This window comes from Variovorax sp. N23 (assembly GCF_025486315.1).
Lineage (GTDB): Bacteria > Pseudomonadota > Gammaproteobacteria > Burkholderiales > Burkholderiaceae_C > Variovorax.
In genome coordinates, this window is record NZ_JAOOPY010000011.1 from 1 (window position 1) to 23932 (window position 23932).

At 68.1% G+C, this 23932-nt stretch carries 19 protein-coding genes; 13 read left to right on the top strand and 6 right to left on the bottom strand.

Going from position 1 to position 23932, the window contains the following annotated elements; genetic code table 11:
- Nucleotides 1–2307 (top strand): calcium-binding protein (locus tag N8A90_RS16665; RefSeq protein ID WP_262076090.1); only part of this gene is annotated, 2307 nt, incomplete at its 5' end.
- Between the two features lie 22 nt (nucleotides 2308–2329).
- On the opposite strand, the gene glpK is transcribed toward N8A90_RS16665, so the two are convergent.
- Together glpK and N8A90_RS16675 are read right to left on the bottom strand one after the other, a co-directional pair.
- Nucleotides 2330–3823: a glycerol kinase GlpK gene (glpK, locus tag N8A90_RS16670; RefSeq protein WP_262076091.1), complete on the bottom strand. Its 1494-nt coding sequence runs from the start codon at nucleotides 3821–3823 to the stop codon at nucleotides 2330–2332.
- 15 nt (nucleotides 3824–3838) lie between these two features.
- Nucleotides 3839–4609: a DeoR/GlpR family DNA-binding transcription regulator gene (locus tag N8A90_RS16675; RefSeq protein WP_262076255.1), complete on the bottom strand. Its 771-nt coding sequence runs from the start codon at nucleotides 4607–4609 to the stop codon at nucleotides 3839–3841.
- A 167-nt stretch (nucleotides 4610–4776) separates the two neighbouring features.
- On the opposite strand from N8A90_RS16675, the gene glpD reads away from it, so the two are divergent.
- The 7 genes from glpD to N8A90_RS16710 all read left to right on the top strand — a co-directional run bounded on the left by glpD (nucleotide 4777) and on the right by N8A90_RS16710 (nucleotide 12685).
- Nucleotides 4777–6408 carry a glycerol-3-phosphate dehydrogenase gene (gene glpD / locus N8A90_RS16680; protein ID WP_262076092.1) on the top strand — a complete coding sequence of 544 codons (1632 nt, stop codon included), beginning with the start codon at nucleotides 4777–4779 and terminating at the stop codon, nucleotides 6406–6408.
- Nucleotides 6350–7423 (top strand): ABC transporter ATP-binding protein, encoded by a 1074-nt coding sequence (locus N8A90_RS16685; RefSeq protein WP_262076093.1) that lies wholly within the window; start codon nucleotides 6350–6352, stop codon nucleotides 7421–7423. Before glpD ends, N8A90_RS16685 begins: the two co-directional genes overlap by 59 nt.
- A 22-nt stretch (nucleotides 7424–7445) precedes the next feature.
- Nucleotides 7446–8516, top strand: a complete 1071-nt coding sequence (locus tag N8A90_RS16690) for an ABC transporter ATP-binding protein (protein ID WP_262076094.1) — start codon at nucleotides 7446–7448, stop codon at nucleotides 8514–8516.
- Nucleotides 8513–9403 carry a carbohydrate ABC transporter permease gene (locus N8A90_RS16695; RefSeq protein ID WP_262076095.1) on the top strand — a complete coding sequence of 297 codons (891 nt, stop codon included), beginning with the start codon at nucleotides 8513–8515 and terminating at the stop codon, nucleotides 9401–9403. The genes N8A90_RS16690 and N8A90_RS16695 overlap by 4 nt, the downstream gene beginning before the upstream one ends.
- Nucleotides 9404–9731: 328 nt before the next feature.
- Nucleotides 9732–10544: a carbohydrate ABC transporter permease gene (locus N8A90_RS16700; RefSeq protein ID WP_262076096.1), complete on the top strand. Its 813-nt coding sequence runs from the start codon at nucleotides 9732–9734 to the stop codon at nucleotides 10542–10544.
- Between the two features lie 12 nt (nucleotides 10545–10556).
- On the top strand, nucleotides 10557–10865 hold the full coding sequence (locus tag N8A90_RS16705; protein WP_262076097.1) for a DUF2160 domain-containing protein: 309 nt from the start codon (nucleotides 10557–10559) through the stop codon (nucleotides 10863–10865).
- A gap of 89 nt (nucleotides 10866–10954) precedes the next feature.
- A complete protein-coding gene (locus N8A90_RS16710) occupies nucleotides 10955–12685 on the top strand; it encodes an ABC transporter substrate-binding protein (protein ID WP_262076098.1) in 1731 nt (576 codons plus the stop codon).
- 144 nt (nucleotides 12686–12829) lie between these two features.
- Here N8A90_RS16710 and mltB read toward each other — a convergent pair whose 3' ends face one another.
- The 4 genes from mltB to N8A90_RS16730 are packed head-to-tail and all read right to left on the bottom strand — an operon-like array spanning nucleotide 12830 to nucleotide 17865.
- Nucleotides 12830–13915: a lytic murein transglycosylase B gene (gene mltB / locus N8A90_RS16715; RefSeq protein ID WP_262076099.1), complete on the bottom strand. Its 1086-nt coding sequence runs from the start codon at nucleotides 13913–13915 to the stop codon at nucleotides 12830–12832.
- Nucleotides 13916–13968: 53 nt separating this feature from the next.
- The gene (locus N8A90_RS16720) at nucleotides 13969–15966 is read right to left on the bottom strand and encodes a DUF3488 and transglutaminase-like domain-containing protein (protein ID WP_262076100.1); all 1998 of its coding nucleotides are present in this window, start codon (nucleotides 15964–15966) and stop codon (nucleotides 13969–13971) included.
- Nucleotides 15957–16934: a DUF58 domain-containing protein gene (locus N8A90_RS16725; RefSeq protein WP_262076101.1), complete on the bottom strand. Its 978-nt coding sequence runs from the start codon at nucleotides 16932–16934 to the stop codon at nucleotides 15957–15959. Before N8A90_RS16725 ends, N8A90_RS16720 begins: the two co-directional genes overlap by 10 nt.
- Nucleotides 16935–16944: 10 nt before the next feature.
- Nucleotides 16945–17865 (bottom strand): AAA family ATPase, encoded by a 921-nt coding sequence (locus N8A90_RS16730; RefSeq protein WP_262076102.1) that lies wholly within the window; start codon nucleotides 17863–17865, stop codon nucleotides 16945–16947.
- 86 nt (nucleotides 17866–17951) lie between these two features.
- On the opposite strand from N8A90_RS16730, the gene N8A90_RS16735 reads away from it, so the two are divergent.
- From N8A90_RS16735 to N8A90_RS16755, 5 genes are all read left to right on the top strand, one after another.
- The gene (locus N8A90_RS16735; protein ID WP_262076103.1) at nucleotides 17952–18905 is read left to right on the top strand and encodes a histone deacetylase family protein; all 954 of its coding nucleotides are present in this window, start codon (nucleotides 17952–17954) and stop codon (nucleotides 18903–18905) included.
- On the top strand, nucleotides 18905–20185 hold the full coding sequence (locus tag N8A90_RS16740; RefSeq protein ID WP_262076104.1) for a mechanosensitive ion channel family protein: 1281 nt from the start codon (nucleotides 18905–18907) through the stop codon (nucleotides 20183–20185). Before N8A90_RS16735 ends, N8A90_RS16740 begins: the two co-directional genes overlap by 1 nt.
- 146 nt (nucleotides 20186–20331) lie before the next feature.
- Nucleotides 20332–21081: an electron transfer flavoprotein subunit beta/FixA family protein gene (locus N8A90_RS16745; RefSeq protein ID WP_262076105.1), complete on the top strand. Its 750-nt coding sequence runs from the start codon at nucleotides 20332–20334 to the stop codon at nucleotides 21079–21081.
- Between the two features lie 2 nt (nucleotides 21082–21083).
- Nucleotides 21084–22028, top strand: a complete 945-nt coding sequence (locus N8A90_RS16750; protein WP_262076106.1) for an electron transfer flavoprotein subunit alpha/FixB family protein — start codon at nucleotides 21084–21086, stop codon at nucleotides 22026–22028.
- Nucleotides 22029–22100: 72 nt separating this feature from the next.
- Nucleotides 22101–23891, top strand: a complete 1791-nt coding sequence (locus N8A90_RS16755; protein ID WP_262076107.1) for an acyl-CoA dehydrogenase — start codon at nucleotides 22101–22103, stop codon at nucleotides 23889–23891.
- Nucleotides 23892–23932 lie beyond the last annotated feature (41 nt).

Sequence of the window (23932 nt, forward strand, 5' to 3'; positions counted from 1 at the left end):
GTGGTGAGCGAGCGCACCAAGGTCATTCAGCCGCTGCAGGTCAGCGTCGTCCAGCGGGTGCTGGTGAAGGACGGCGACCGGGTCGAGGCCGGCCAAGCCCTGGTCGAACTCGACCCGACCAGTGCCAATGCCGACAAGACCAGCGTCGACGAGCAACTCAAGTCGGCCCAGTCGGAAGTGCTGCGCACGCGCACGTTGATGCAGGCGCTGGCAGCGCCCCCCGCACAGGGCATCGACCTCCCGGCCAAGCTGATTCCGGCCGTCTGGTCACCCGAAGACACCATCGGCAACGATACCCTGTACGGCTATGCCATAGCCGACACGCTGTCAGGCGGGGAAGGCAATGACGCGCTGCACGGGTACGGCGGCGACGACACACTGGATGGAGGCGTGGGCAATGACACGCTCTATGGAGCCGAAGGTGCGGACACGCTGCTGGGTGGTGACGGGACAGACACCCTCAGTGGCGGTACAGGCAACGACCTTCTGCAGGGTGGTTCAGGCAATGACACGCTGTACGGCGAAGCCGGCAACGACGTGCTCGTTGGCGGGATGGGCACGGACTATCTCAGCGGCGGCGAAGGCTCTGACGTGTATCGCTTTGAGCGAGGTTGGGGCCAGGACACGGTTTACAACTACGACATCAGTGCCGGGCGCGTGGACGCGATCGAGTTCGGCGAAGGGATCACGGCCCAGGACATCATCGCGATGCGCTCGGGCAACGAGCTGTGGCTGAGGCTCAAGGACAGCACCGACCTGGTCAAGGTGCAGTACTACTTCGAGGGCGATGGAGCCAGTGGCTACAAGCTCGATCAAGTGCGGTTCGCCGACGGGACAACATGGGACTACGCCACCGTTAAAGCACTTGTTGCCACTCAGGTCGCAGCGCCCTCAGGTAGCATTTTCCAGGGAACCTCCGGAGACGATGTTCTCAACGGATCGGCCGGCAGCGACACGCTCTACGGTGGCAACGGTGCAGACATCCTGCGTGGTGATGCGGGCAACGACAACCTGCAGGGCGAGGCGGGTGCCGACACGCTCGACGGCGGTGCGGGCAACGACTCGCTCAGCGGTGGCACGGGCAACGACACCTACGGTCGGGCGGGCGACGACACGCTCGATGGTGGCATCGGTGCCGATACGCTCTATGGAGAAGAGGGCAACGACACACTCATCGGTGGGTCGCAGGATGACATCCTTTACGGTGGCAACGGTGCAGACATCCTGCGTGGTGATGCGGGCAACGACAACCTGCAGGGCGAGGCGGGTGCCGACACGCTCGACGGCGGTGCGGGCAACGACTCGCTCAGCGGTGGCACGGGCAACGACACCTACCTGTTCGGGCGGGGCTCGGGCCAGGACACGGTGTCCGACTACGACACCACCGCGGGCAACGTCGACACGATCCAGCTCGGCGAGGGGCTCACTGCAGAGGACGTGACCGTCTGGCGCAGTGGTGATCACCTGTACATTGGCGTCAACGGCACTGGCTGGGCCGACCGGCTGGAACTGCAGAACTACTTCTATCAAGATGGTGTGTCGGCCTATGCGCTGGAGAACATCCGCTTCGCAGACGGCACCAGTTGGGATCTGGCTACGCTCAAGAACAAGGTCATCACACCGACGGCCGGCAGCGAAACCCTGGTCGGCTATGCCGGCAGCGATACGCTCCAAGGGCTTGGGGGCGACGATTGGCTTTACGGCCGTGCGGGCGATGACACGCTCGACGGTGGCATCGGTGCCGACACGCTCTATGGTGAGGACGGCAACGACACGCTCATCGGCGGGGCGCAGGATGACCTACTCTATGGTGGCAATGGCGCAGACATCCTGCGCGGTGACGCCGGCAACGACAACCTGCAGGGAGAGGCGGGTGCCGACACGCTCGACGGCGGTGCGGGCAGCGACTCGCTCAGCGGTGGTACGGGCAACGACACCTACCTGTTCGGCCGAGGCTCGGGCCAGGACACGGTGTACGACTACGACACTACTTCCGGCAACGTCGATGCCGTTCAGTTCGCCGCCGGTACTGCGGCGGACCAACTCTGGTTTGCCAGAAGCGGCTCCGACTTGGTGCTCAGCGTCATCGGCACTGCGGATCGGGTCACCGTGAGCAACTGGTACTCATCCAGCGCTTACCACGTCGAGCAGTTCAAGGCTGGCGACGGAAAGATCCTGCTGGACAGCCAGGTGCAGGGTTTGGTGGACGCCATGGCAGCATTCGGACCGCCGCCATCGGCTGAGACCACGTTGCCGGCCAACTACCAGACTGGCCTCGAAACGGCGCTTGCCGCAAGCTGGCACTGAGTGCCGTGAGCAGCGGGCAGCGTCAGGCCGCAGTCGCCTGCCGCACCGCCCGCTCCCAGCGCGCCATCGCCTCACCCGCCTGCGCGCGCCCCATCGTCGGCATGAACCGCCGCTCGACGCGCCATAGTTTCGACAGCTGATCGAGGTCCTTGAAGAACCCCGTCGACAGCCCCGCCAGATAGGCCGCGCCCAGCGCCGTCGTCTCGGTGACCTCCGGCCGCAGTACCGGGATGCCCAGCAGATCCGCCTGAAACTGCATCAGCAGGTCGTTCACGCAGGCGCCGCCGTCCACGCGCAACTCGGCGACGGGTGCGCCGCCGGCCGCCACCGCATCGCGGCTCATGGCCTGGAGCAGGGCGGCGCTCTGGTAGGCGATGCTTTCCAGCGCGGCGCGGGCGATGTGTGCGACGGTGGTGCCGCGGGTCAGGCCGGTGATCGTGCCGCGCGCCTCGGCGTTCCAGTAGGGCGCGCCGAGTCCGGTGAAGGCCGGCACCATCATCACGCCGCCCGAGTCGGGCACGCTCTCGGCCAGTCCCTGCACCTCGGCGCTGCCCTTGATGGCCTGCAGGCCATCGCGCAGCCATTGCACGACGGCGCCGCCGACGAAGACGCTGCCTTCCATGGCGTACTGGGGCTGCGCGCTGGTCTGTGCGGCGCTGGTGACGAGCAGGCCGTTGGCCGAGGGCCGGAACGCATCGCCGGTGTGCATCAGCAGGAAGCAGCCGGTGCCGTAGGTGTTCTTGGCCATGCCGGGGCCGAAGCAGGCCTGGCCGAAGAGGGCGGCCTGCTGGTCGCCGGCGACGCCGCCGACGGGCAACGAGCGGCCGAGCAGTGCGGCGTCGGTGTCGCAGAAGTGCGCGCTCGACGGCTTCACCTCCGGCAGCAGCGCGGCGGGGATGTCGAGGGCCTTCAGCAGGTCGGTGTCCCAGGTGTTGTCGTGCACGTTGAAGAGCATCGTGCGCGACGCGTTGCTCACGTCGGTGACGTGCACCTTGCCGCCGGTGAGCTGCCACATGAGCCAGCTGTCGACCGTGCCGAAGGCCAGCTCGCCGCGCTCGGCCTGCCCGCGTGCGCCGGGCACGTTGTCGAGCAGCCAGCGCAGCTTGGTGGCCGAGAAGTAGGCGTCGATCACCAGGCCGGTCTTGTCGCGGATGGTGTCGGTCAGGCCGTCGTCGCGCAGCCGGGCGCACAGCGGCTCGGCGCGGCGGTCTTGCCAGACGATGGCGTGGTGCACCGGCTGGCCGGTCTGGCGGTTCCACAGCAGCGTGGTCTCGCGCTGGTTGGTGATGCCGATGGCGTGGATGTCGGTCGGCTGCAGCTTCGCCTTGGCGAGCACCTCGCGCGCGGTGGCGAGCTGGCCGCGCCAGATCTCCATCGGGTCGTGTTCGACCCAGCCGGGCTGCGGGTAGATCTGCGGCAGCTCGCGCTGCGCGACGGCGACGATGCGGCCTGCGTGGTCGAACACGATGCTGCGCGAACTCGAGGTGCCCTGGTCGAGGGCGAGGATGTGGGTCATGGTGCGCCTTCGCAATCAGTGGTCGCCCGCGATCTCGCAGCGTACCTGGGCGCTGTCGAGCAGGGCGGGAAAGGGGGCGGGCGGTTCGGCGTCGGTGAACAGCCGGTCGATGTCCGACAGCGTACCGAGCTGGATCATGGCCGGCCGGTTGAACTTGCTGGCATCCGCGGCGAGCCACACCTCGCGTGCCTGCGCGATGATGGTCTGCGCCACCTTCACCTCCCGCAGATCGAAGTCGCGCAGCGAGCCGTCGGCTTCGATGCTGGACACGCCGATCAGCGCGATGTCGACCTTGAACTGCCGGATGAAATCGATGGTCGCCTCGCCGACGATGGCGCGGTCGCGCGGGCGCACGGAGCCGCCCGCGACGATCACTTCGCATGCCGGGTTGCCGCTGAGGATCGTCGCCACGTTGAGGTTGTTGGTGATCACGCGCAGGCCGGTGTGCCGCATCAGTTGCTGCGCGATGGCTTCGGTGGTGGTGCCGACGTTGAGGATCAGCGAGCAGTCGTTGGGCACGCGCGCCGCCACGGCGCGGGCGATGCGCGCCTTGCCTTCGGCGTGCAGCGACGCGCGCTGCGGGTAGCCGATGTTCTCGGTGGTCGAACTGGGCACCCGCACGCCGCCGTGGAAGCGCGTGAGCAGCCCTTCGTCCGCCAGCCGCTGGACGTCGCGCCGCACCGTCTGCAGCGTGACGGCGAGCATGTCCGCCAGTTCTTCCACCATCACCGTGCCGCGGGCCCGGACCGTGTCGAGCAGGCGGAGCTGGCGGGGGTTGGGGTTCAGGCGTGGCATGGGGTGGGATGGATGCAACACTCTAAATCGAACGAAAACGAACTGTCTAGGGGAAAACTAGAATCTTATGCGCGTCATAAGGAACCAAAATGAACAAAGGCGAAAGTCCTTCTCTCACCTCCGGCAACCCAGCAGTCACTTCAGAGCGGCCCTCCTTTGTGAACGATTTGTCCTCTCCCGTTGCGGCCAAGACGACCGAATGCGACGTGCTCGTCGTGGGCGGGGGCATCAACGGCTGCGGCATCGCGCGTGACCTGGCCGGCCGTGGCTTCCGGGTGGTGCTGTGCGAGAAGGACGACCTGGCCGCCCACACCTCGTCGTCGTCGACCAAGCTGATCCACGGTGGCCTGCGCTACCTGGAGTACTACGAGTTCTCGCTGGTGCGCAAGGCGCTGCAGGAGCGCGAGGTGCTGCTCAAGAGCGCGCCGCACATCATGTGGCCGCTGCGTTTCGTGATGCCGCACGACCCGTCGATGCGTCCGGCCTGGATGGTGCGCATGGGGCTGTTCCTGTACGACCACCTGGCCAAGCGCGAGGTGCTGCCCGGCTCGCGCACGGTCGACCTGCGCCAGCACAAGGCCGGCCAGCCGCTCAAGCCGCAGTACAAGCGCGGCTTCGTGTATTCCGACGGCTGGGTCGACGACGCCCGGCTGGTGGTGCTCAACGCGGTCGATGCCCGTGCGCGCGGCGCGCAGATCCTCACGCGCACGCGTTGCACGGCGGTGCAGCGCGACGCCACGGGCTGGACCGCCACGCTCGACGGCCCCGACGGCATCCGCACCGTGCGGGCCCGCGCGGTGGTCAACGCGGCCGGCCCATGGGCGGAGAGCTTCCTGCGCAACACGGCCAAGGCCGCGAAGGGCGAGGCGCTCGCCACCAAGAGCCTGCGTCTGGTGAAAGGCAGCCACATCGTGGTCAAGCGCATCTTCGACCACGACCATGCCTACATCTTCCAGAACCCGGACAAGCGCATCATCTTCGCGATCCCGTACCAGGACGACTACACGTTGATCGGCACCACCGACGTCGAGATCGGTGCCGACGACCCGGGCGCGGCGCGCATCTCGCCCGAAGAGATCGACTACCTCTGCGCCCAGGCCAGCCGCTATTTCGAGAAGCCGGTCGTCCCCGCCGACGTGGTGTGGACCTATTCGGGCGTGCGCCCGCTGCTGGACGATGCGTCGGGCGACCCCTCGGCCGTCACGCGCGACTACCTGCTCGAAGCCAACACCGCCGCCGCGCCGCTGCTGTCGGTGTGGGGCGGCAAGATCACCACCTTCCGCAAGCTGGCGGAAGACGCGGCGGACGAGGTCGGCCGCATGCTGGGCGACGCGCGGCCGGCCTGGACGGAAGGCGCCTTCCTCGCGGGCGGCGACCTGTCGGGCTGGATCGGCGCGCCGACGCGGCCCGACGAAGACTTCGAGCGCTTCGTCGCTGCCGTGCAGAAGCGCCATGCCTGGCTGCCCGCGCCGCTTGCGCGCCGGCTGGCCCATGCCTACGGCGCGCGCATCACCGACGTGCTGGGCGATGCGACCGCGCTGGCCGACCTGGGCGTCGAAGTGGCCCCCGGCCTGCACGATGCCGAACTGCGCTACCTGTACGCGCAGGAATGGGTTCGCACGGCGGACGACGCCCTGTGGCGCCGCTCGAAGCTGGGCCTGCGCTACACGCCGCGAGAGCGTGCCGCGGTCGCGCGATGGTTCGACGATCAAAACGACGAGAGACAAACCGATGCAATTGACCCTCGAGCGCATCACCAAGAAGGTGGGCGCGCAGACGTGGCTCCATGAGCAGAGCCTGACACCGCGCAGCGGCGCCGTCACGGTGCTGCTGGGCGCGACGCAGGCGGGCAAGACCAGCCTGATGCGCATCATGGCGGGCCTGGACGTGCCGAGCAGCGGCCGCGTCCTGGTCGACGCCGAGGACGTCACCGGCCGGCCGGTGCGCGAGCGCAACGTCGCGATGGTGTACCAGCAGTTCATCAACTATCCGTCGCTCACGGTGGCGGACAACATCGCGTCGCCGCTCAAGCTGCGGGGCGAGAAGGGCATCGACGCCCGGGTGCGCGAGTTGGCCGACAGGCTGCACATCGGCATGTTCCTCGACCGTCTGCCGGCCGAGCTGTCGGGCGGCCAGCAGCAGCGGGTGGCGCTGGCCCGTGCGCTGGCCAAGAACGCGCCCCTGATGCTGCTGGACGAGCCCCTGGTCAACCTCGACTACAAGCTGCGCGAAGAACTGCGCGAAGAACTCGCACAATTGTTCGCCGGCGGCGATTCGACGGTCATCTACGCCACCACCGAGCCGGGCGAGGCGCTGCTGCTGGGCGGCTACACCGCGGTGCTGGATGCGGGCGAACTGCTCCAGTACGGGCTGACGGCCGAGGTCTTCCATGCGCCGCAGTCGCTGCGGGTGGCGCGTGCCTTCAGCGACCCGCCGATGAACCTGATGGCCGGCACGGCGGTGGCCGGCGGGGTGCAGATTGACAACGGGCCGCTGCTGCCTATGGCGCTGGGGGCCGGCGTGGCGGGCCGTGTCACCGTCGGCCTGCGCGCCAGCAGCCTCGACCTCAGCGCCCGACCCGGCGATCTGGCGCTCGCAGGCCAGGTCGAGGTGGCCGAGATCTCGGGCTCCGACACCTTCGTGCACGTGCAGACACCGGTCGGCGACCTGGTGGCGCAGCTCACGGGCGTGCACCGGCTCGAGCTGGGCGAGGCGGTCGGCGTGCATTTCAATGCCGCGCAGGCCTATGTGTTCGACGCGGCCGACCGGCTGGCCGTCGCGCCGGCCTGGCGTCCCATCCACTGAAAGCACGGAGGCAGGAGCAGACATGGCCCGCATCGACCTCGACCTGGCGCACGCCTATCGCGCCAACCCCACCCAGGACAGCGACTACGCGCTGCTGCCGTTGATGATGAGCTTTCGCGACGGCGGCGCCTATGCGCTGCTCGGCCCATCGGGCTGCGGCAAGACCACCATGCTCAACATCATCTCGGGCCTGCTGGCGCCGTCGCAGGGCAGCGTGCTGTTCGATGGCGTCGACGTCACCCGCGCCACGCCGCAGGCGCGCAACATCGCACAGGTGTTCCAGTTTCCCGTCATCTACGACACGATGACGGTCGCCGAGAACCTGGCCTTCCCGTTGCGCAACCGCAAGGTGCCGGCCGAGCAGATCAGGAAGCGCGTCGGCGAGATCGCGGAGATGCTCGACATGAGCGGGCAGCTCGACCAGCGCGCCGCCGGGCTCGCGGCCGACGCCAAGCAGAAGATCTCGCTGGGCCGCGGCCTGGTGCGCTCGGACGTGTCGGCGGTGCTGTTCGACGAGCCGCTCACCGTGATCGACCCGCACCTCAAGTGGCAGCTGCGGCGCAAGCTCAAGCAGATCCACCGCGAACTCAAGCTCACGCTGATCTATGTCACGCACGACCAGGTCGAGGCCCTGACCTTCGCCGAAGAGGTGGTGGTCATGACGCGCGGCAAGGCGGTGCAGGTGGGCAGTGCCGAAGCGCTGTTCGAGCGTCCGTCCCATACCTTCGTCGGGCACTTCATCGGCTCGCCCGGCATGAACTTCCTGCCGGCGCAGAGCCAGGGCGGCGCCCTGGATGTCGCCGGCACCCGGCTCGCCGGCCTGCGTGAACTGCCCGACGGCGCGCTGAAGCTCGGCATCCGTCCCGAGTACCTCCGCATCGCCGACCCGCAGGCGCCCGGCGCCATTCCCGCCACCGTGACGCAGGTGCAGGACGTCGGCACCCACGCCATGCTCAGCGCCGATGCCGGCGGCACGAAGCTCAAGGCCCGGCTGTCGTCCGACGCGCGGATGCCGGTCGTCGGCGACATCGTGTGGCTCAAGGTGCTGGACCCGCACACCTGCTACTACCGCGACGAGGAGCTGGTTGTATGAACGCCACCAACAAACCCATCAACCAGAAGGCCTGGTTCCTCATCCTGCCGGTGCTGATCTGCGTCGCCTTCTCGGCCATCGTGCCGCTGATGACCGTGGTCAATTATTCGGTGCAGGACATCATCTCGCCCGATCGGCGTGTGTTCGTCGGCACCGAATGGTTTGCCGCGGTGATGCGCGACGACGAGCTGCATTCGGCGCTCTACCGGCAGCTCGGTTTTTCGCTGTCGGTGCTGCTGGTCGAAATCCCGCTGGGCATCTGCCTGGCGCTCTCGATGCCGGCGACCGGGTGGAAGGCTTCGGCGGTGCTGGTGATCGTCGCGCTCTCGCTGCTGATCCCGTGGAACGTGGTCGGCACCATCTGGCAGATCTACGGCCGCGCGGACATCGGCCTGCTCGGCTTCGTGCTGCAGAAGATCGGCGTCGACTACAGCTACACCGGCAACGCAACCGATGCCTGGCTCACCGTGCTGGTGATGGACGTGTGGCACTGGACGCCACTGGTCGCCTTGCTCGGCTATGCCGGCCTGCGCTCGATTCCCGATGCCTACTACCAGGCCGCGCGCATCGACGGGGCCAGCAAGTTCGCGGTGTTCCGCTACATCCAGCTGCCCAAGATGCGTGGCGTGCTGATGATCGCGGTGCTGCTGCGTTTCATGGACAGCTTCATGATCTACACCGAGCCCTTCGTGCTGACGGGCGGCGGGCCGGGCAACGCGACGACCTTCCTGTCGCAGTACCTCACCCAGAAGGCGGTTGGCCAGTTCGACCTCGGGCCGGCCGCGGCCTTCTCGCTGATCTACTTTCTGATCATCCTGCTGCTGTGCTTCATCCTCTACAACTGGATGCAGCGCGTCGGTACCCAGCAAGTGGAGGTCGAGCAATGACACGTTCATGGGGTTCGGGGCGGGATCACGCCGACGGCGTACTCTGCTCCGCGAATGTCCCCCACCGTCAGCCTTCGGCTGCCGGCTCCTCCTTTATTTCGCTGCGCAGAGCACGCCATCGACGTGATCCGGACGCGCAGTGGTTGATCACCGGCGGCAGCCTGCCCCCAGCGCGTCCACGTGCGCAGGGTGCCGGGTGCTCCCCGCAGCGAAATAAAGGAGGAGCCGAAGGCGGGGGACATTCGCGGAGGGGAGTACCCGGTGCCCTGTGCACGCGCCCCGGACAGGAGCACCCGCAAGCCCGTCATCCGACGCAGGAGCAGCGAACATGAACGAAAAACGCTTCCACAAGCGCAGCATCTTCCTCGTGCTGTACATCGTCTTCGCGCTGTTGCCCATCTACTGGATGATCAACATGAGCTTCAAGACGAACGAGGAGATTCTCTCGAGCTTCTCCTTCTTCCCGCAGCAACTCACGTGGGCCAACTACGCGCGCATCTTCACCGACGAGTCGTGGTACTCGGGCTACATCAACAGCCTGATCTACGTGGGCATCAACACGGTGATCTCCCTGACCGTGGCCCTGCCGGCGGCCTATGCGTTCTCGCGCTATTCCTTCCTCGGCGACAAGCATGTGTTCTTCTGGCTGCTGACCAACCGCATGACGCCGCCGGCCGTGTTTCTGCTGCCGTTCTTCCAGCTCTACAGCACAGTGGGGCTGATGGACACGCACCTGGGCGTGGCGCTCGCGCACCTGCTGTTCAACGTGCCGCTGGCGGTGTGGATTCTCGAAGGCTTCATGAGCGGCATTCCACGCGAGATCGACGAGACGGCCTACATCGACGGTTACTCGTTCCCGCGTTTCTTCCTCACGATCTTCCTGCCGCTCATCAAGGCCGGCGTCGGCGTGGCGGCCTTCTTCTGCTTCATGTTCAGCTGGGTCGAGCTGCTGTTGGCGCGCACCTTGACGAGCGTGAACGCCAAGCCGATCGTCGCCACCATGACGCGCACCGTCAGCGCATCGGGCATGGACTGGGCGACGCTCGCCGCGGCCGGCGTGCTGACCATCGTGCCGGGCGCGATCGTGATCTGGTTCGTTCGCCACTACATCGCAAAAGGCTTTGCGATGGGCCGCGTTTAAGGAGCACTCGCGATGTTCGACTGGATGGTCTGGACCACCCCGGTGGCCGTTTTTTTCACCTGCATCGCGCTCATGCTCGTCGGCATGACCGTGTGGGAACTCAAGTCGCCCACCACGGTGCGACGCGGCTGGCTGCCGATGGAAACGACGCGTGGCGACCGGCTCTTCATCGGGCTGCTGTCGGCCGCCTACTTCAACCTCGTCTTCGTCGGCCTGGCGGGCAAGTTCCAGGAATGGATGGGCCTCGAGGCCGAGCCGTCGATTTGGATCGGCTTCGTGCTGTCGATGGCCCTGCTCGCCTTGGTGATGCGAAAAGGCTGAACGCGAACGATGGAAGGCATCCGGCTCTCCGCTTCCCCGGGGCCGTGATCCGACAACACCGGGGAAGCAACCACTGAGGAGACAAACTCATGAAGATGCGCTACACGACATTGGCACTGGCAGCGGCGATGTGCGTCGCCCACGGTGCCTCGGCAGGCGAGGCCGAAGCCAAGAAATGGATCGACAGCGAATTCCAGCCGTCGACCCTGAGCAAGGACCAGCAGACGGCCGAGATGAAGTGGTTCATCGACGCCGCCAAGAAGCTGCAGGCCAAGGGTGTCAAGGAAGTCTCGGTGGTGTCCGAGACGCTGACCACCCACGAGTACGAATCGAAGACGCTGGCCAAGGCCTTCGAGGAAATCACCGGCATCAAGGTGAAGCACGACCTGATCCAGGAAGGCGACGTGGTCGAGAAGCTGCAGACCTCGATGCAGTCGGGCAAGTCGATCTACGACGGCTGGATCAGCGACTCCGACCTGATCGGAACGCACTACCGCTACGGCAAGATCATGTCGCTCACCGAGTACATGGCCGGCGCCGGCAAGGAATTCACCAACCCCGGCATCGACCTGAAGGACTACATCGGCACCAGCTTCACGACGGCGCCGGACGGCCAGCTGTACCAGTTGCCCGACCAGCAGTTCGCCAACCTGTACTGGTTCCGCGCCGACCTGTTCGCGCGCAAGGATCTGCAGGACAAGTTCAAGGCCAAGTACGGCTACGACCTGGGCGTGCCGCTCAACTGGAGCGCCTACGAGGACATCGCCGAGTTCTTCAGCGTCGACGTCAAGACCATCGACGGCAAGCCGATCTACGGCCACATGGACTATGGCAAGAAGGACCCGTCGCTCGGCTGGCGATTCACCGACGCCTGGCTCTCGATGGCCGGCACCGCCGACAAGGGCATCCCGAACGGCATGCCGGTCGACGAGTGGGGCATCAAGGTCGCGGCCGACAAGTGCACGCCGGTGGGCGCGTCCGTGGCACGTGGCGGTGCCACCAACTCGCCAGCGGCCGTGTATGCGCTGACCAAGTACATCGACTGGATGAAGAAGTACGCGCCCAAGGAGGCGATGGGCATGACCTTCGGCGAAGCCGGGCCCGTGCCGGCCCAGGGACAGATCGCGCAGCAGATCTTCTGGTACACGGCCTTCACCGCCGACATGACCAAGAAGGGCCTGCCGGTGGTCAACGACGACGGCTCGCCGAAGTGGCGCATGGCACCCGGCCCGAACGGCCCGTACTGGAAGCAGGGCATGCAGAACGGCTACCAGGACGTCGGCTCGTGGACCTTCTTCAAGGGACACGACGCCAACAAGACGGCGGCCGCCTGGCTCTACGCCCAGTTCATCACCGCGAAGACGACTTCGCTGAAGAAGTCGATCACCGGCCTGACCTTCATCCGCGACAGCGACATCCGCTCGGACTACTTCACCCAGAACGCCAACAAGTACGGCGGCCTGATCGAGTTCTACCGCAGCCCGGCGCGGGTGGCGTGGACGCCGACCGGCACCAACGTGCCCGACTATCCGAAGCTCGCGCAGCTCTGGTGGAAGAACGTGGCCGAGGCCGTCACCGGCGAGAAGACCCCGCAAAAAGCCATGGACAACCTGGCCGACGAGATGGACGCGGTGATGGCCCGCCTCGAGCGCGCCGGCATGGCCAAGTGCGCGCCGAAATTGGCGGCCAAGGGCGACCCGGCCAAGATGCTGAGCGATGACCACGCACCGTGGAAGAAGCTCGCCAATGAAAAGCCCAAGGGCGAGACCATCGACTACAGCAAGCTGCTGACGGCGTGGAAGGAAGGCAAGGTGCGCTGAGCACCTGCGTCAATCCCGCTCAACGAGGGCTGCTGTACCGCAGGGTGCAGCAGCCCTTGCCGTTTCGGGGGCGGCGTCGCTTTGCCAGCCCGCGCGATCCGTCCCTGTCTGCCGGGAACGCCGCGACTGAGCCCGCTCATCGGCTCACTGCGCCATCGCCGCCTTGACCTCGTTGCCCAGCTCGAGCACCGACATCGCGTAGTAGCTGCTCCAGTTGTAGCGGGTGATCACGTAGAAGTTCTGCGTGCCCGCGACGTAGCTGGGCGACTCGGCGCCGTTCTGCAGCTCGATGAGCGCGAGCAGGCCGGGGAACGGTTGCGCGTTGCCGTCGAGCACCGCGCCGGCCGCCGTGAAGCTGTCGGCGCTGAAGGTCGGCTTGATGTCGGGCGCCATCAGGATCGGCATCTGCAGGCGGGCCGTGTCGAAGCGCACCGGGAAGATCGAGGGCATGCCGCGCTGCCAGCCGAAGGCCTTGAAGTAGCTGGCCACCGAGCCGATCACGTCGGCCGGGTTGTTGACCAGGTCGATGCGGCCGTCGCCGTCGAAGTCGACCGCGTACTTGGCGATGCTGCTGGGCATGAACTGCGGCATGCCCATGGCGCCCGCGTAGCTGCCCAGCGGCACCATCGGGTCTTCGGCGGTGCGGCTCTCGGTGCTCAGGAAGCTCTCGAGTTCGCTGCGGAAGAAGGCCTCGCGCTGGGCGGCGCGCGGGTGCGACTGCGGGAAGTCGAAGGACAGCGTGGCCAGCGCGTCGATCACGCGGAAGTTGCCCATGATGCGGCCGTAGAGCGTCTCCACGCCGATGATGCCGACCACGATTTCCGGCGGCACGCCGTACTCGGCTTCGGCGCGCGCGAGCGTGGCGGCGTTGTCGCGCCAGAAGCGCGCGCCGGCCGCGATGCGCACCGGATCGACGATGCGGTTGCGGTAAGCGGCCCAGTTCTTCGCGGTGCCGCTGGTCGGCGGCAGCATCAGGCGCGGCACGTTGGGCAGCAGCCGCGCCGCGCCGATGGTGGCGCGCACCCACGCGGGGTCGAGGTTGCGCCGGGCGGCCACGTCGTCGGCGAAGCGCATCGCGTCGTCGCGCGTGGCGTAGGGGACGGTGCCGCGCACGGCGGTGCCTGCACGGCGTTCGCCGTTGGTCTGTGCGCCCGCTGTGGCGGGCAGGAAGGCGCTGGAGGCGAGGAGGGCGGCCAGGAGCACCGAGGCCATCGGGAAGGGACGTCGCATCGGCCCATTGTGCCGTTGCGCGCGCGCGGCCCCGGCGCCGGACACAGGCGGTTTCAACGCGGCCAGGCGAGGGTGCGGAATTCGGCGCGCAGGGCCGGCAGCGCGGCCTCGGGCGTCTTCGCGTAGCGCTGGGCTTCCAGGCGCAGCAGCCAGTCGTGCACCGGCTGGGCGGCTGCGCCGAAATGCGCCACCGCCTGCGTCGCGATCTGCCGCGGCGGCGCGGCCTCGGGCAGCACCAGGCCGGCCTTCTCCAGCCGCTGCCGCGCGCGGCCCAGCAGGCGCAGCCAGGGGTCGTGCTGGCTGCGCTCCCACAGGGTCCAGCCGGCGCCGGCGAGGCTGGCGGCGATCAGCACCCACAGCAGCACGGTCGCCAGATCCTGCAGGCTGGGCGCCTCGAAGCCGATGTTCTTGAGCAGGTCGAGCTGGCGGCTCTGCGTGTAGTTGAGCACCCACTGGTTCCAGCCGTTGTTGACCGCTTCCCACGCCGCGCGCAGGTTCTGCGCCAGCGTGGGGCTCATGGTGCCGATGGCGCCGGCGAAGAGGCCGGGCTGCGCGGCCAGGCGCTGGAAGGCGCCGATGCGCCCCGGTGATACCGAAGCCGTCGGGTCGACGCGGGTCCAGCCTTTGCCGCCCTCCCACACCTCGGCCCAGGCATGGGCGTCGGCCTGGCGCAGCACCCAGTAGCCGTCGACGCCGTTGAGTTCGCCGCCCTGGTAGCCGGTAACGATGCGCGCCGGAATGTCGAGCGCGCGCATCAGCACGACGAAGGCCGAGGCGATGTGCTCGCAGAAGCCGGCCTTGCGGTCGAACCAGAACTCGTCGGCCGTCTCATTGCCGTACAGGCCGGGCTCCAGCGTGTAGCTGTAGCCGCCGGTGCGCAGGCGTTCGAGCGCGGCGTTGACGAAAGCCGGCGTGGCGGCGCCGGCGAGGGCCGGGTCGGCTTTCATCTGCGCGGCCATCGCGACCGTGCGCGGGTTGGAGCCCGGCGGCAGCGCGACGTAGCGCTGCAGGGCGCCGGTGCGACGCAGCGGCCCGCTCTGGAACTGCGGGTAGCTTTCGGCGCGGTAGCGCAGCAGGTCGCCGATGGCCCGGTTGGCCATCCACTGCAGGTCGGGCGTCGCCATGACGCGCAGGCCGGGAATCTGGGGCGGCTTCACCGGTGCGTCGAGCGCCAGCAGCCACGGTCGGTTGCTCGGCTCCAGCGTGACCTCGTAGCCCACCGGCTCGCCCTGCACGCGCAGGTCGGCGCCGAGGAAGCCGCGTTCCCACGGGGGCGGTGCGGTCCATTCGCGGCCGTCGAAGTCCGACAGCACCGGGCCGCGGAAGTACAGCTCGCGCTGCGGCGGCGCGCGGCCGCCGTCGAACTTGATGCGGGCGGCGATGCCGTCGTCGAGCGCGAGCTGCGCGATGCTGCCCACGCGCATGGTGGCCGACAGCCCGCTGCGCCCGGTCATCTCGTCGTTCGGCGTGCCCCACAGCGGCGCCATGCGCGGGAACAGCATGAAGAGCGCCAGCATGATCGGCGCGCCCAGCAGCACCATCCCGCCGGCCGTGCGCGCGGCCTGCGCCAGCGGCGGCCGGCCGACCGGCATGTGGGCGTTGACCAGCGCCGTCAGCAGGCCCAGCAGCGCGAGCAGCATCGCCACCGCGGTGAGCAGCGACTGCGAGCTGAAGAAGTTCGTCAGCATCGCGAAGAAGCCGAGGAAGAAGATGACGAAGGCGTCGCGCCGCGCGCGCAGCTCCAGCGTCTTGAGCGCGAGCAGCACCACGACCAGCGTGACGCCGGCTTCGCGGCCCAGCAGCGTGCGGTAGGTGGCGAAGGTGGCGGCCAGCGCCACGGCCAGCAACGCGACGAGCCACCAGCGGCCGGGCAGGGGGCGCGACTGCACCGCCAGCGTGCCGCGCCAAGCCAGCACGATGGCCGTCAGCAGCGTGCACCACCACGGCAGCTCGGGTACCTGCGGCAGCAGCACGATGCCGATCACGCCGAGCAGGAACAGCGTGTCGCGGGCGTCGCGGGGCAGGGCACCCAACCAATTCGTCACCCGCATGTGGCGAGCACCTCCAGGCAGCGGCGGCGGTGCGCCTCGCCCTGCGAGGGCGGCACCTGCTGGCCGGCCACGCGCAGGCCGTAGTCGACGCCGAGCCGGTCGGCCATCAGCACCCAGGCGCACAGGCGCGAGATGCGCGCTTCGAGCTCGGGCAGGGCGGCGGCCTGCGCATCGAGCCAGAGCTCCTGGCGCTGCGCTTGTTGCGTGTCGCGGCTGAACAGTTCGTCGGAGCCTGCCGCCTGCGCGCGCGCCGCCTTCTTCCAGACCACCAGCTTCAGCGGGTCGCCACGGCGGTAGGCCCGCACGCCGTCGTATTCGCCGGCGCTGGCGGCACGGGCGACCGACGCGCTGGCGTCGCCGGCCAGCGGTTCACCCGCAGGCAGCGCGGGCGGGTGCGGCTCCGGTGCCGGGTACACCAGCAGCGACGAGGCGGGGCGCCAGACGGTCCAGACGCGGAAGGCCCCCAGCGGAAAGCGCGTCTCGGCGGTGAGCGGCGGCACCGCATGCAGGCCGCGCCGCGCGGGCTGGAAGGCGATCTCGACCGTCTCGCTGCCTTGCGCCGGCACGTCGCACCAGGCCCAGTGCCCGCTGCCGCGCACCGCCAGGCCGATGCCGTAGCGAACGCTGCGCCGCGCGTTGTGCAACACCACGCGGAAGACGGCGGCGCTGCCGGCGTACTGCGGCTCCGGCGGCATCAGGTGCATCGACAGGCCGCGCAGCGTCGCGTGGCTCACGTGCATGCCGACGGCCACGCAGCCGGCCAGCATGAAGGTCAGCAGGTAGCCGAGGTTGAGCTGGTAGTTGATGGACGCGACCAGCAGCACCAGCAGCGTGGCGGCCAGCATCCAGCCTGCCGGCGTCGGGACGATGTAGACGTTGCGCTGCGTCAGCGCCAGGGTGTCGTTCGGCGGCCGGCGCGACAGGAACCAGCCGTCGATGCGTCGGCGCGTGGCCGCCAGCGGGTTCACGGCAGCGCGTTCATGGCAGTGGCACGGCCGCGATCATGGCGCGCACCTGCTCGAAGGCGCCGCGACCGGCGTCGCCGACGGGCGTCACGCGGTGCGCCACGGTCTGCGGCAGCACCGCCTGCACGTCGTCGGGCGCCACGTAGTCGCGGTTGGCCAGCAGCGCCTGCGCCTTGGCGGCCCGCAGGATCGCGATGCCCGCGCGCGGCGACAGGCCCTGGAGGAACCAGCGGCCGTTGCGCGTGGCGGCCATCAAGTCCTGCACATAGTCGAGCAGGGCATCGGAAGCGTGCACCTGTTGCACGCGCTGCTGCAAGGCCAGCAGTTCGCCCGCAGTGAGCAGTGCGGGGAGACCAGCCAGCATCTCGCGCCGATCGGCGCCGGCCAGCAGCTCGCGCTCGGCGGCGCGGTCGGGGTAACCGATCGAGATGCGCATCAGGAAGCGGTCGAGCTGCGACTCGGGCAGCGCGAAGGTGCCGAGCTGGTCGTGCGGGTTCTGCGTGGCGATCACGAAGAAGGGCGTGGGCAGCGGCCGCGTCTCGCCCTCGATCGTCACCTGCTTTTCTTCCATCGCCTCGAGCAGCGCGCTCTGGGTCTTGGGGCTGGCGCGGTTGATCTCGTCGGCCAGCAGCACCTGCGAAAAGATCGGGCCGGGGTGGAACACGAAGGCCTGCTGGTTGCGGTCGTAGATGGCCACGCCCGACAGGTCGCCCGGCATCAGGTCGGCGGTGAATTGCACCCGCGAGAACTGCAGGCCGAAGGTGTGCGAGAGCGCATGGGCGAGGGTGGTCTTGCCCACGCCCGGCACGTCTTCGATCAGCAGGTGGCCGCCGGCCAGCAGGCAGGCCACGCAGTCGCGCACCTGCGCCTCTTTGCCCACGATCACCGTGTTAAGCTGACCCAGCAAACTGGCGAGCTTCGCGGCAACGTCCATTTTTGTATCCATATGCAAACAATACCGCAAGGCCCCCCGGCCCCACGCGGCGTGAGGTCGCCCTGTGCGGCGACGGCGACAGAGACATGGGTAAAACCGGCTACTTCACACACCGCGACTGCTGGAAACACGACATGGGTGAGGGCCACCCGGAGTGTCCCCAACGCCTCGACGCCATCGAAGACCGCCTGCTGGTCACCGGCGTGGGTGATGCGCTCGAGCGCGGCGACGTTCCGCTGGCCACCCTGGCGCAGATCACACGCGCTCACACCGAAGCCCACCTCGAACATCTCGAAGCCCTCAGCCAGCGGCTGATTGCCGACCAGCCTGCGGGCGGCCCGGCGCAGGCCATGGTCGACCCCGACACGTCCCTGATGCGCCACACGGTGCTGGCGGCGCGGCGCGCGGCGGGCGCCGCCATCGCCGCCACCGACGCGGTGATGGCCGGCGAGCTCGAGAACGCCTTCTGCGCGGTGCGTCCGCCGGGCCATCACGCCTGCCGAGAGCAGGCGATGGGCTTCTGCTTCCTGAACAACGTCGCCATCGCGGCGCGCCATGCGCTCGAGGTGCACGGGCTCGATCGGGTGGCAGTGGTGGACTTCGACGTGCACCACGGCAACGGCACGGAGGACATCCTGGCGGGCGACCCGCGCGTGCTGATGGTCGGCATCTTCCAGCACCCGTTCTACCCCTTCAGCGACGTCGACCATCCGGCCGCCAACATGCTGAACGTGCCCGTGCCGGCCTACACGAAAGGCATGGACGTGCGGGAACTGATCGAGATGATGTGGATGCCTCGCCTGGAGGAATTCAGGCCGCAGATGATCTTCATCAGCGCCGGCTTCGATGCCCACCGTGACGACGAACTCGGCCAGCTGCGCCTCAACGAGAACGACTTCGCCTGGATCACCGACCGCGTGCGCGACGTGGCGCGGCGCCATGCGCACGGGCGCATCGTGTCGACGCTCGAAGGCGGCTACAACCTGGATGCCCTGGCGCGCAGCGTGGAGGCGCACGTCCGGGTCCTGGCGGACCTCTGATGAACCTCGACGACTTCATGGCCCGCCTGGGCCAGGTGCAGGCGCGCAGCCTCTGGATCGAGCTGGCCGCGCTGGTCGCCTGTATCGCGGTGGCGTGGGGCGTGACGCGCTGGTTCGGCCGCGACCAGCCCAAGGACTCCATCTGGTTCGGCGAGCGCACCTTCGACGGGCTGCTGTTCCCGCTGCTGGCGCTGGTCGCCACCGATCTGGCGCGGCGCGCGGTGCTCAACTACCAGGTGGTCGTGGTGCTGCGCATCGCGGTGTCGGTGTTCCTCGCGCTGGTGGTGATCCGGCTGATCGCGCGCGTGATGCGGGCGGTGTTCCCGGGCTCGGCGGTGGTGCGGCTGGTGGAGCGCACCGTGTCGTGGATCGCCTGGCTCGGCGCGGTGCTGTGGATCGTCGGCCTGCTGCCGCCGGTACTCGCCGAGCTCGACCAGATCACGCTGTCCTTCGGCAAGACCCACGTGAGCATTCGCACCATCTTCGAAGGCGCGCTGTCGGCCGGCTTCGTGCTCGTGATCGCGCTGTGGATTTCGAGCACCGTCGAGAAGCGCATCCTGCGCGAGGCCGTGACGGACCTGTCGATGCGCAAGGTGGCGTCGAACGCGGTCCGCGCCTTCCTGCTGCTGATCGGCCTGCTGGTGGCGCTGTCGGCGGTGGGCGTGGACCTGACCGCGCTGTCGGTGCTCGGCGGTGCGGTCGGCGTGGGCCTGGGCTTCGGTCTGCAGAAGCTGGCGGCCAACTACGTGAGCGGCTTCGTGATCCTGCTGGAGCGCTCGATCCGCATCGGCGACAACGTGAAGGTCGACACCTTCGAGGGGCGCATCACCGACATCAAGACGCGCTACACGCTCATCCGCGCCGGCAATGGACGCGAGGCGATCGTGCCGAACGAGTCGCTCATCACGAGCCGCGTGGAGAACCTGTCCATCGCCGACCGCAAGTTCAACATCACGACGGCCATCGTGGTGGGGTACGAGAGCGACGTGGCGCAGGTGCAGGCCATCCTGGTCGGGGCGGCGGTGGCGCAGGCGCGCGTCCTGGCCGATCCAGCGCCGATCGCCTTCCTCACGAACTTCGCGCCCGACGGGCTGGAGTTCACGCTGCACTTCTGGGTCACCGACCCCGACAAGGGCAAGGACAACGTTCGTTCGGCCATCAACATCGCGATCCTCGAAGGCCTGCGCGCCGCGAAGATCGACATTCCCTATCCGCAGCGCGTGCTGCGCGTCGAGTCGCTGCCCGATGGCTTCTCGCGCCCCGAAGCCGCGCCTTTATAATTCAAGAAAAGCACGACCGTTCTTTTCTTTGCGCCGAAGGTGGCCCACAGCGCGTGTGTCCATAGGGACAGCCCCGTGAAAAGGGTCGTCCTAGAATGACCGGCTGCCCCGAGGCACACAGTTTTGCAATCCATGGAGTCACACCAATGAAGGTTCTGGTCCCCGTCAAACGGGTCGTCGACTACAACGTGAAGGTTCGCGTGAAGTCCGACGGCACCGGCGTCGACATCGCCAACGTCAAGATGAGCATGAATCCCTTCGACGAGATCGCCGTCGAAGAGGCGGTCCGCCTGAAAGAGAAGGGCGTGGTCACCGAGGTGATCGCCGTCTCGTGCGGCGATGCGAAGTGCCAGGAAACCCTGCGCACCGCGATGGCCATCGGCGCCGACCGCGGCATCCTGGTGGAGACCACCGAAGAACTCCAGCCGCTGGCCGTCGCCAAGCTGCTGAAGGCGCTGGTCGACAAGGAACAGCCGCAGCTGATCATCCTCGGCAAGCAGGCGATCGACGACGACGCCAATCAGACCGGCCAGATGCTCGCCGCGCTGGCCGACCTGCCGCAAGCCACCTTCGCATCGAAGGTCGAAGTGGCCGGCGACAAGGTCAGCGTGACGCGTGAAGTCGACGGCGGCGCCGAGACGCTGTCGCTGTCGCTGCCGGCCGTCATCACCACCGACCTGCGCCTGAACGAGCCGCGCTACGTGACGCTGCCGAACATCATGAAGGCCAAGAAGAAGCAGCTGGACGTCTTCAAGCCCGAAGACCTGGGCGTGGACGTCAAGCCGCGCCTGAAGACGCTCAAGGTGAGCGAGCCGCCCAAGCGCGGTGCCGGCATCAAGGTGGCCGACGTGGCCGCCCTGGTGGACAAGCTCAAGAACGAAGCGAAGGTGATCTGAACATGACCGCACTTGTTATTGCCGAACACGACCACGCGACCGTCAAGCCCGCGACCCTCAACACCGTGACCGCCGCACTCGCCTGCGGGGGCGACGTGCACGTGCTGGTGGCCGGCGCCAACGCCGCCGAGGCCGGCAAGGCCGCCGCGCAGATCGTCGGCGTCGCCAAGGTCATCGTGGCCGACAGCCCCAGCCTCGCCGAGAACCTCGCCGAGAACGTGGCGGCGCAGGTGCTGGCTCTTTGCGGCGAAGGTGCGTCGAACTACAGCCACATCCTGTTCCCCTCGACCGCCAACGGCAAGAACGTCGCCCCGCGCGTCGCCGCCAAGCTCGACGTGGCGCAGATCAGCGACATCACGCTGGTGGTCAGCCCCGACACCTTCGAGCGCCCGATCTACGCCGGCAACGCCATTGCGACCGTGCAGAGCAGCGATGCGGTCAAGGTCATCACCGTGCGCACGACCGGCTTCGACGCCGCCGCGGCCACGGGCGGCAGCGCATCGGTCGAGACGGCCGAAGGCGTGGCCGACAGCGGCAAGTCGAGCTTCGTCGGCCGCGAGGTCACGAAGAGCGAGCGACCGGAACTCACCGCCGCCAAGATCATCGTGTCGGGCGGCCGTGCGCTGGGCAGCTCGGAGAAGTTCACCGAAGTGATGGCACCGCTGGCCGACAAGCTCAACGCCGGCCTGGGCGCTTCGCGCGCCGCGGTCGACGCGGGCTACGCGCCCAACGACTGGCAGGTGGGCCAGACCGGCAAGATCGTCGCGCCGCAGCTCTACATCGCCGCCGGCATCTCGGGCGCCATCCAGCATCTGGCCGGCATGAAGGACTCCAAGGTGATCGTCGCGATCAACAAGGACGAAGAGGCGCCGATCTTCTCGGTGGCCGACTACGGCCTGGTGGCCGACCTGTTCGTCGCCGTGCCGGAACTGACGAAGGCCCTGTAAGGCCTCGCACGCGCGTCGACAGAGGGCATCGTTCGCGATGCCCTTTTCACATCCGAACCCTGGAGACAAGACATGAGCTACATCGCCCCCGTCAAGGACATGCTGTTCGACATCGAACACCTGGCCCGCATCGAAGAGATCGCCAAACTGCCCGGCTTCGAGGACGCCGGCCTGGACACCGCCCAGGCGGTGCTCGAGGAATGCGCGCGCTTCAACCAGGACGTGGTGGCGCCGCTCAACGTGGCGGGTGACCGCAACCCCTCGTCCTTCAAGGACGGCGCGGTGACGACCACCCCCGGCTTCAAGGACGCCTTCGCGCAGTACGCCTCGGGCGGCTGGCAGGGCCTGCAGCACCCGGTCGATTTCGGTGGCCAGGGCCTGCCCAAGACCATCGGCGCGGCGTGTGGCGAGATGCTGAACTCGGCCAACATGAGCTTCGCGCTGTGCCCTTTGCTGAGCGACGGCGCCATCGAGGCGCTGCTGACGGCCGGTTCCGACGAGCTGAAGGCGGTGTACCTCGAGAAGCTGGTGAGCGGCCAGTGGACCGGCACCATGAACCTCACCGAGCCGCAGGCCGGCAGCGACCTGGCGCTGGTGCGCAGCCGCGCCGAACCCCAGCCGGACGGTACCTACAAGGTCTTCGGCACCAAGATCTTCATCACCTACGGCGACCACGACATGGCCGAGAACATCGTGCACCTCGTGCTGGCCCGCGTGACCGGCGCGCCCGAGGGCGTGAAGGGCATCAGCCTGTTCGTGGTGCCGAAGTTCATGGTCGGCCAGGACGGCGCACTGGGCGCGCGCAACGACGTGCACTGCGTGAGCATCGAGCACAAGCTGGGCATCAAGGCATCGCCCACCGCCGTGCTGCAGTACGGCGACCACGGCGGCGCCGTCGGCTACCTGGTGGGCCAGGAGAACCGCGGCCTCGAGTACATGTTCATCATGATGAACTCGGCCCGCTACGCGGTCGGCATGCAGGGCATTGCCATCGCCGAGCGCGCCTACCAGCACGCGGTGGCCTACGCGAAAGACCGCGTGCAGAGCCGCCCGGTCGACGGCTCGATGAATGCCAGCGCGCCGATCATCCACCACCCCGACGTCAAGCGCATGCTGATGACGATGCGTGCTTACACGGAAGGCTGCCGCGCGATGGCGAGCGTGGCTGCTGCCGCCTACGACGCGTCGCACCACCACCCCGATGCAGAGGCGCGTCAGCAGAACCAGGCCTTCTACGAATTCATGGTGCCGCTGGTGAAGGGCTACAGCACCGAGATGAGCCTGGAGGTGACCTCGCTGGGTGTGCAGGTGCACGGCGGCATGGGCTTCATCGAGGAGACCGGTGCGGCGCAGTACTACCGCGACGCGAAGATCCTGACCATCTACGAAGGCACGACCGCGATCCAGGCCAATGACCTGGTCGGCCGCAAGACGGCGCGCGACGGCGGCCGCACGGCCAAGGCCATCGCCGCGCAGATCGAGACGACCGAGGCCGAGCTGGCGAGGCGCGACAGCGCCGATGCGCACGCGGTGCTCAAGCGCCTGAAGGCCGCGCGCGAAGCCTTCGTCGAGGTGGTCGACTTCGTCGCCGGCCAGACCAAGGCATCGCCCAATGCGGTGTTCGCGGGCAGCGTGCCCTACCTGATGCTGGCCGGCAACCTGATGGCCGGCTGGCAGCTCGCGCGCTCGCTGCTGGTTGCCGAAGACCTGGCGCAGGCCGGCACCGACGTGGCCTTCATGCAGGCCAAGGTCGTGACCGCGCGCTTCTATGCGGAGCACATCCTGAACAAGGCGCCCGGCATCCGCGACAGCATCGTCGACGGTGCCGGGAGCGTGACGGCGCTGGCGATCGACGCCTTCTGAAGTCCGGCCGCGCGTGTCGCTGACCGGACGCGCGGCGCACG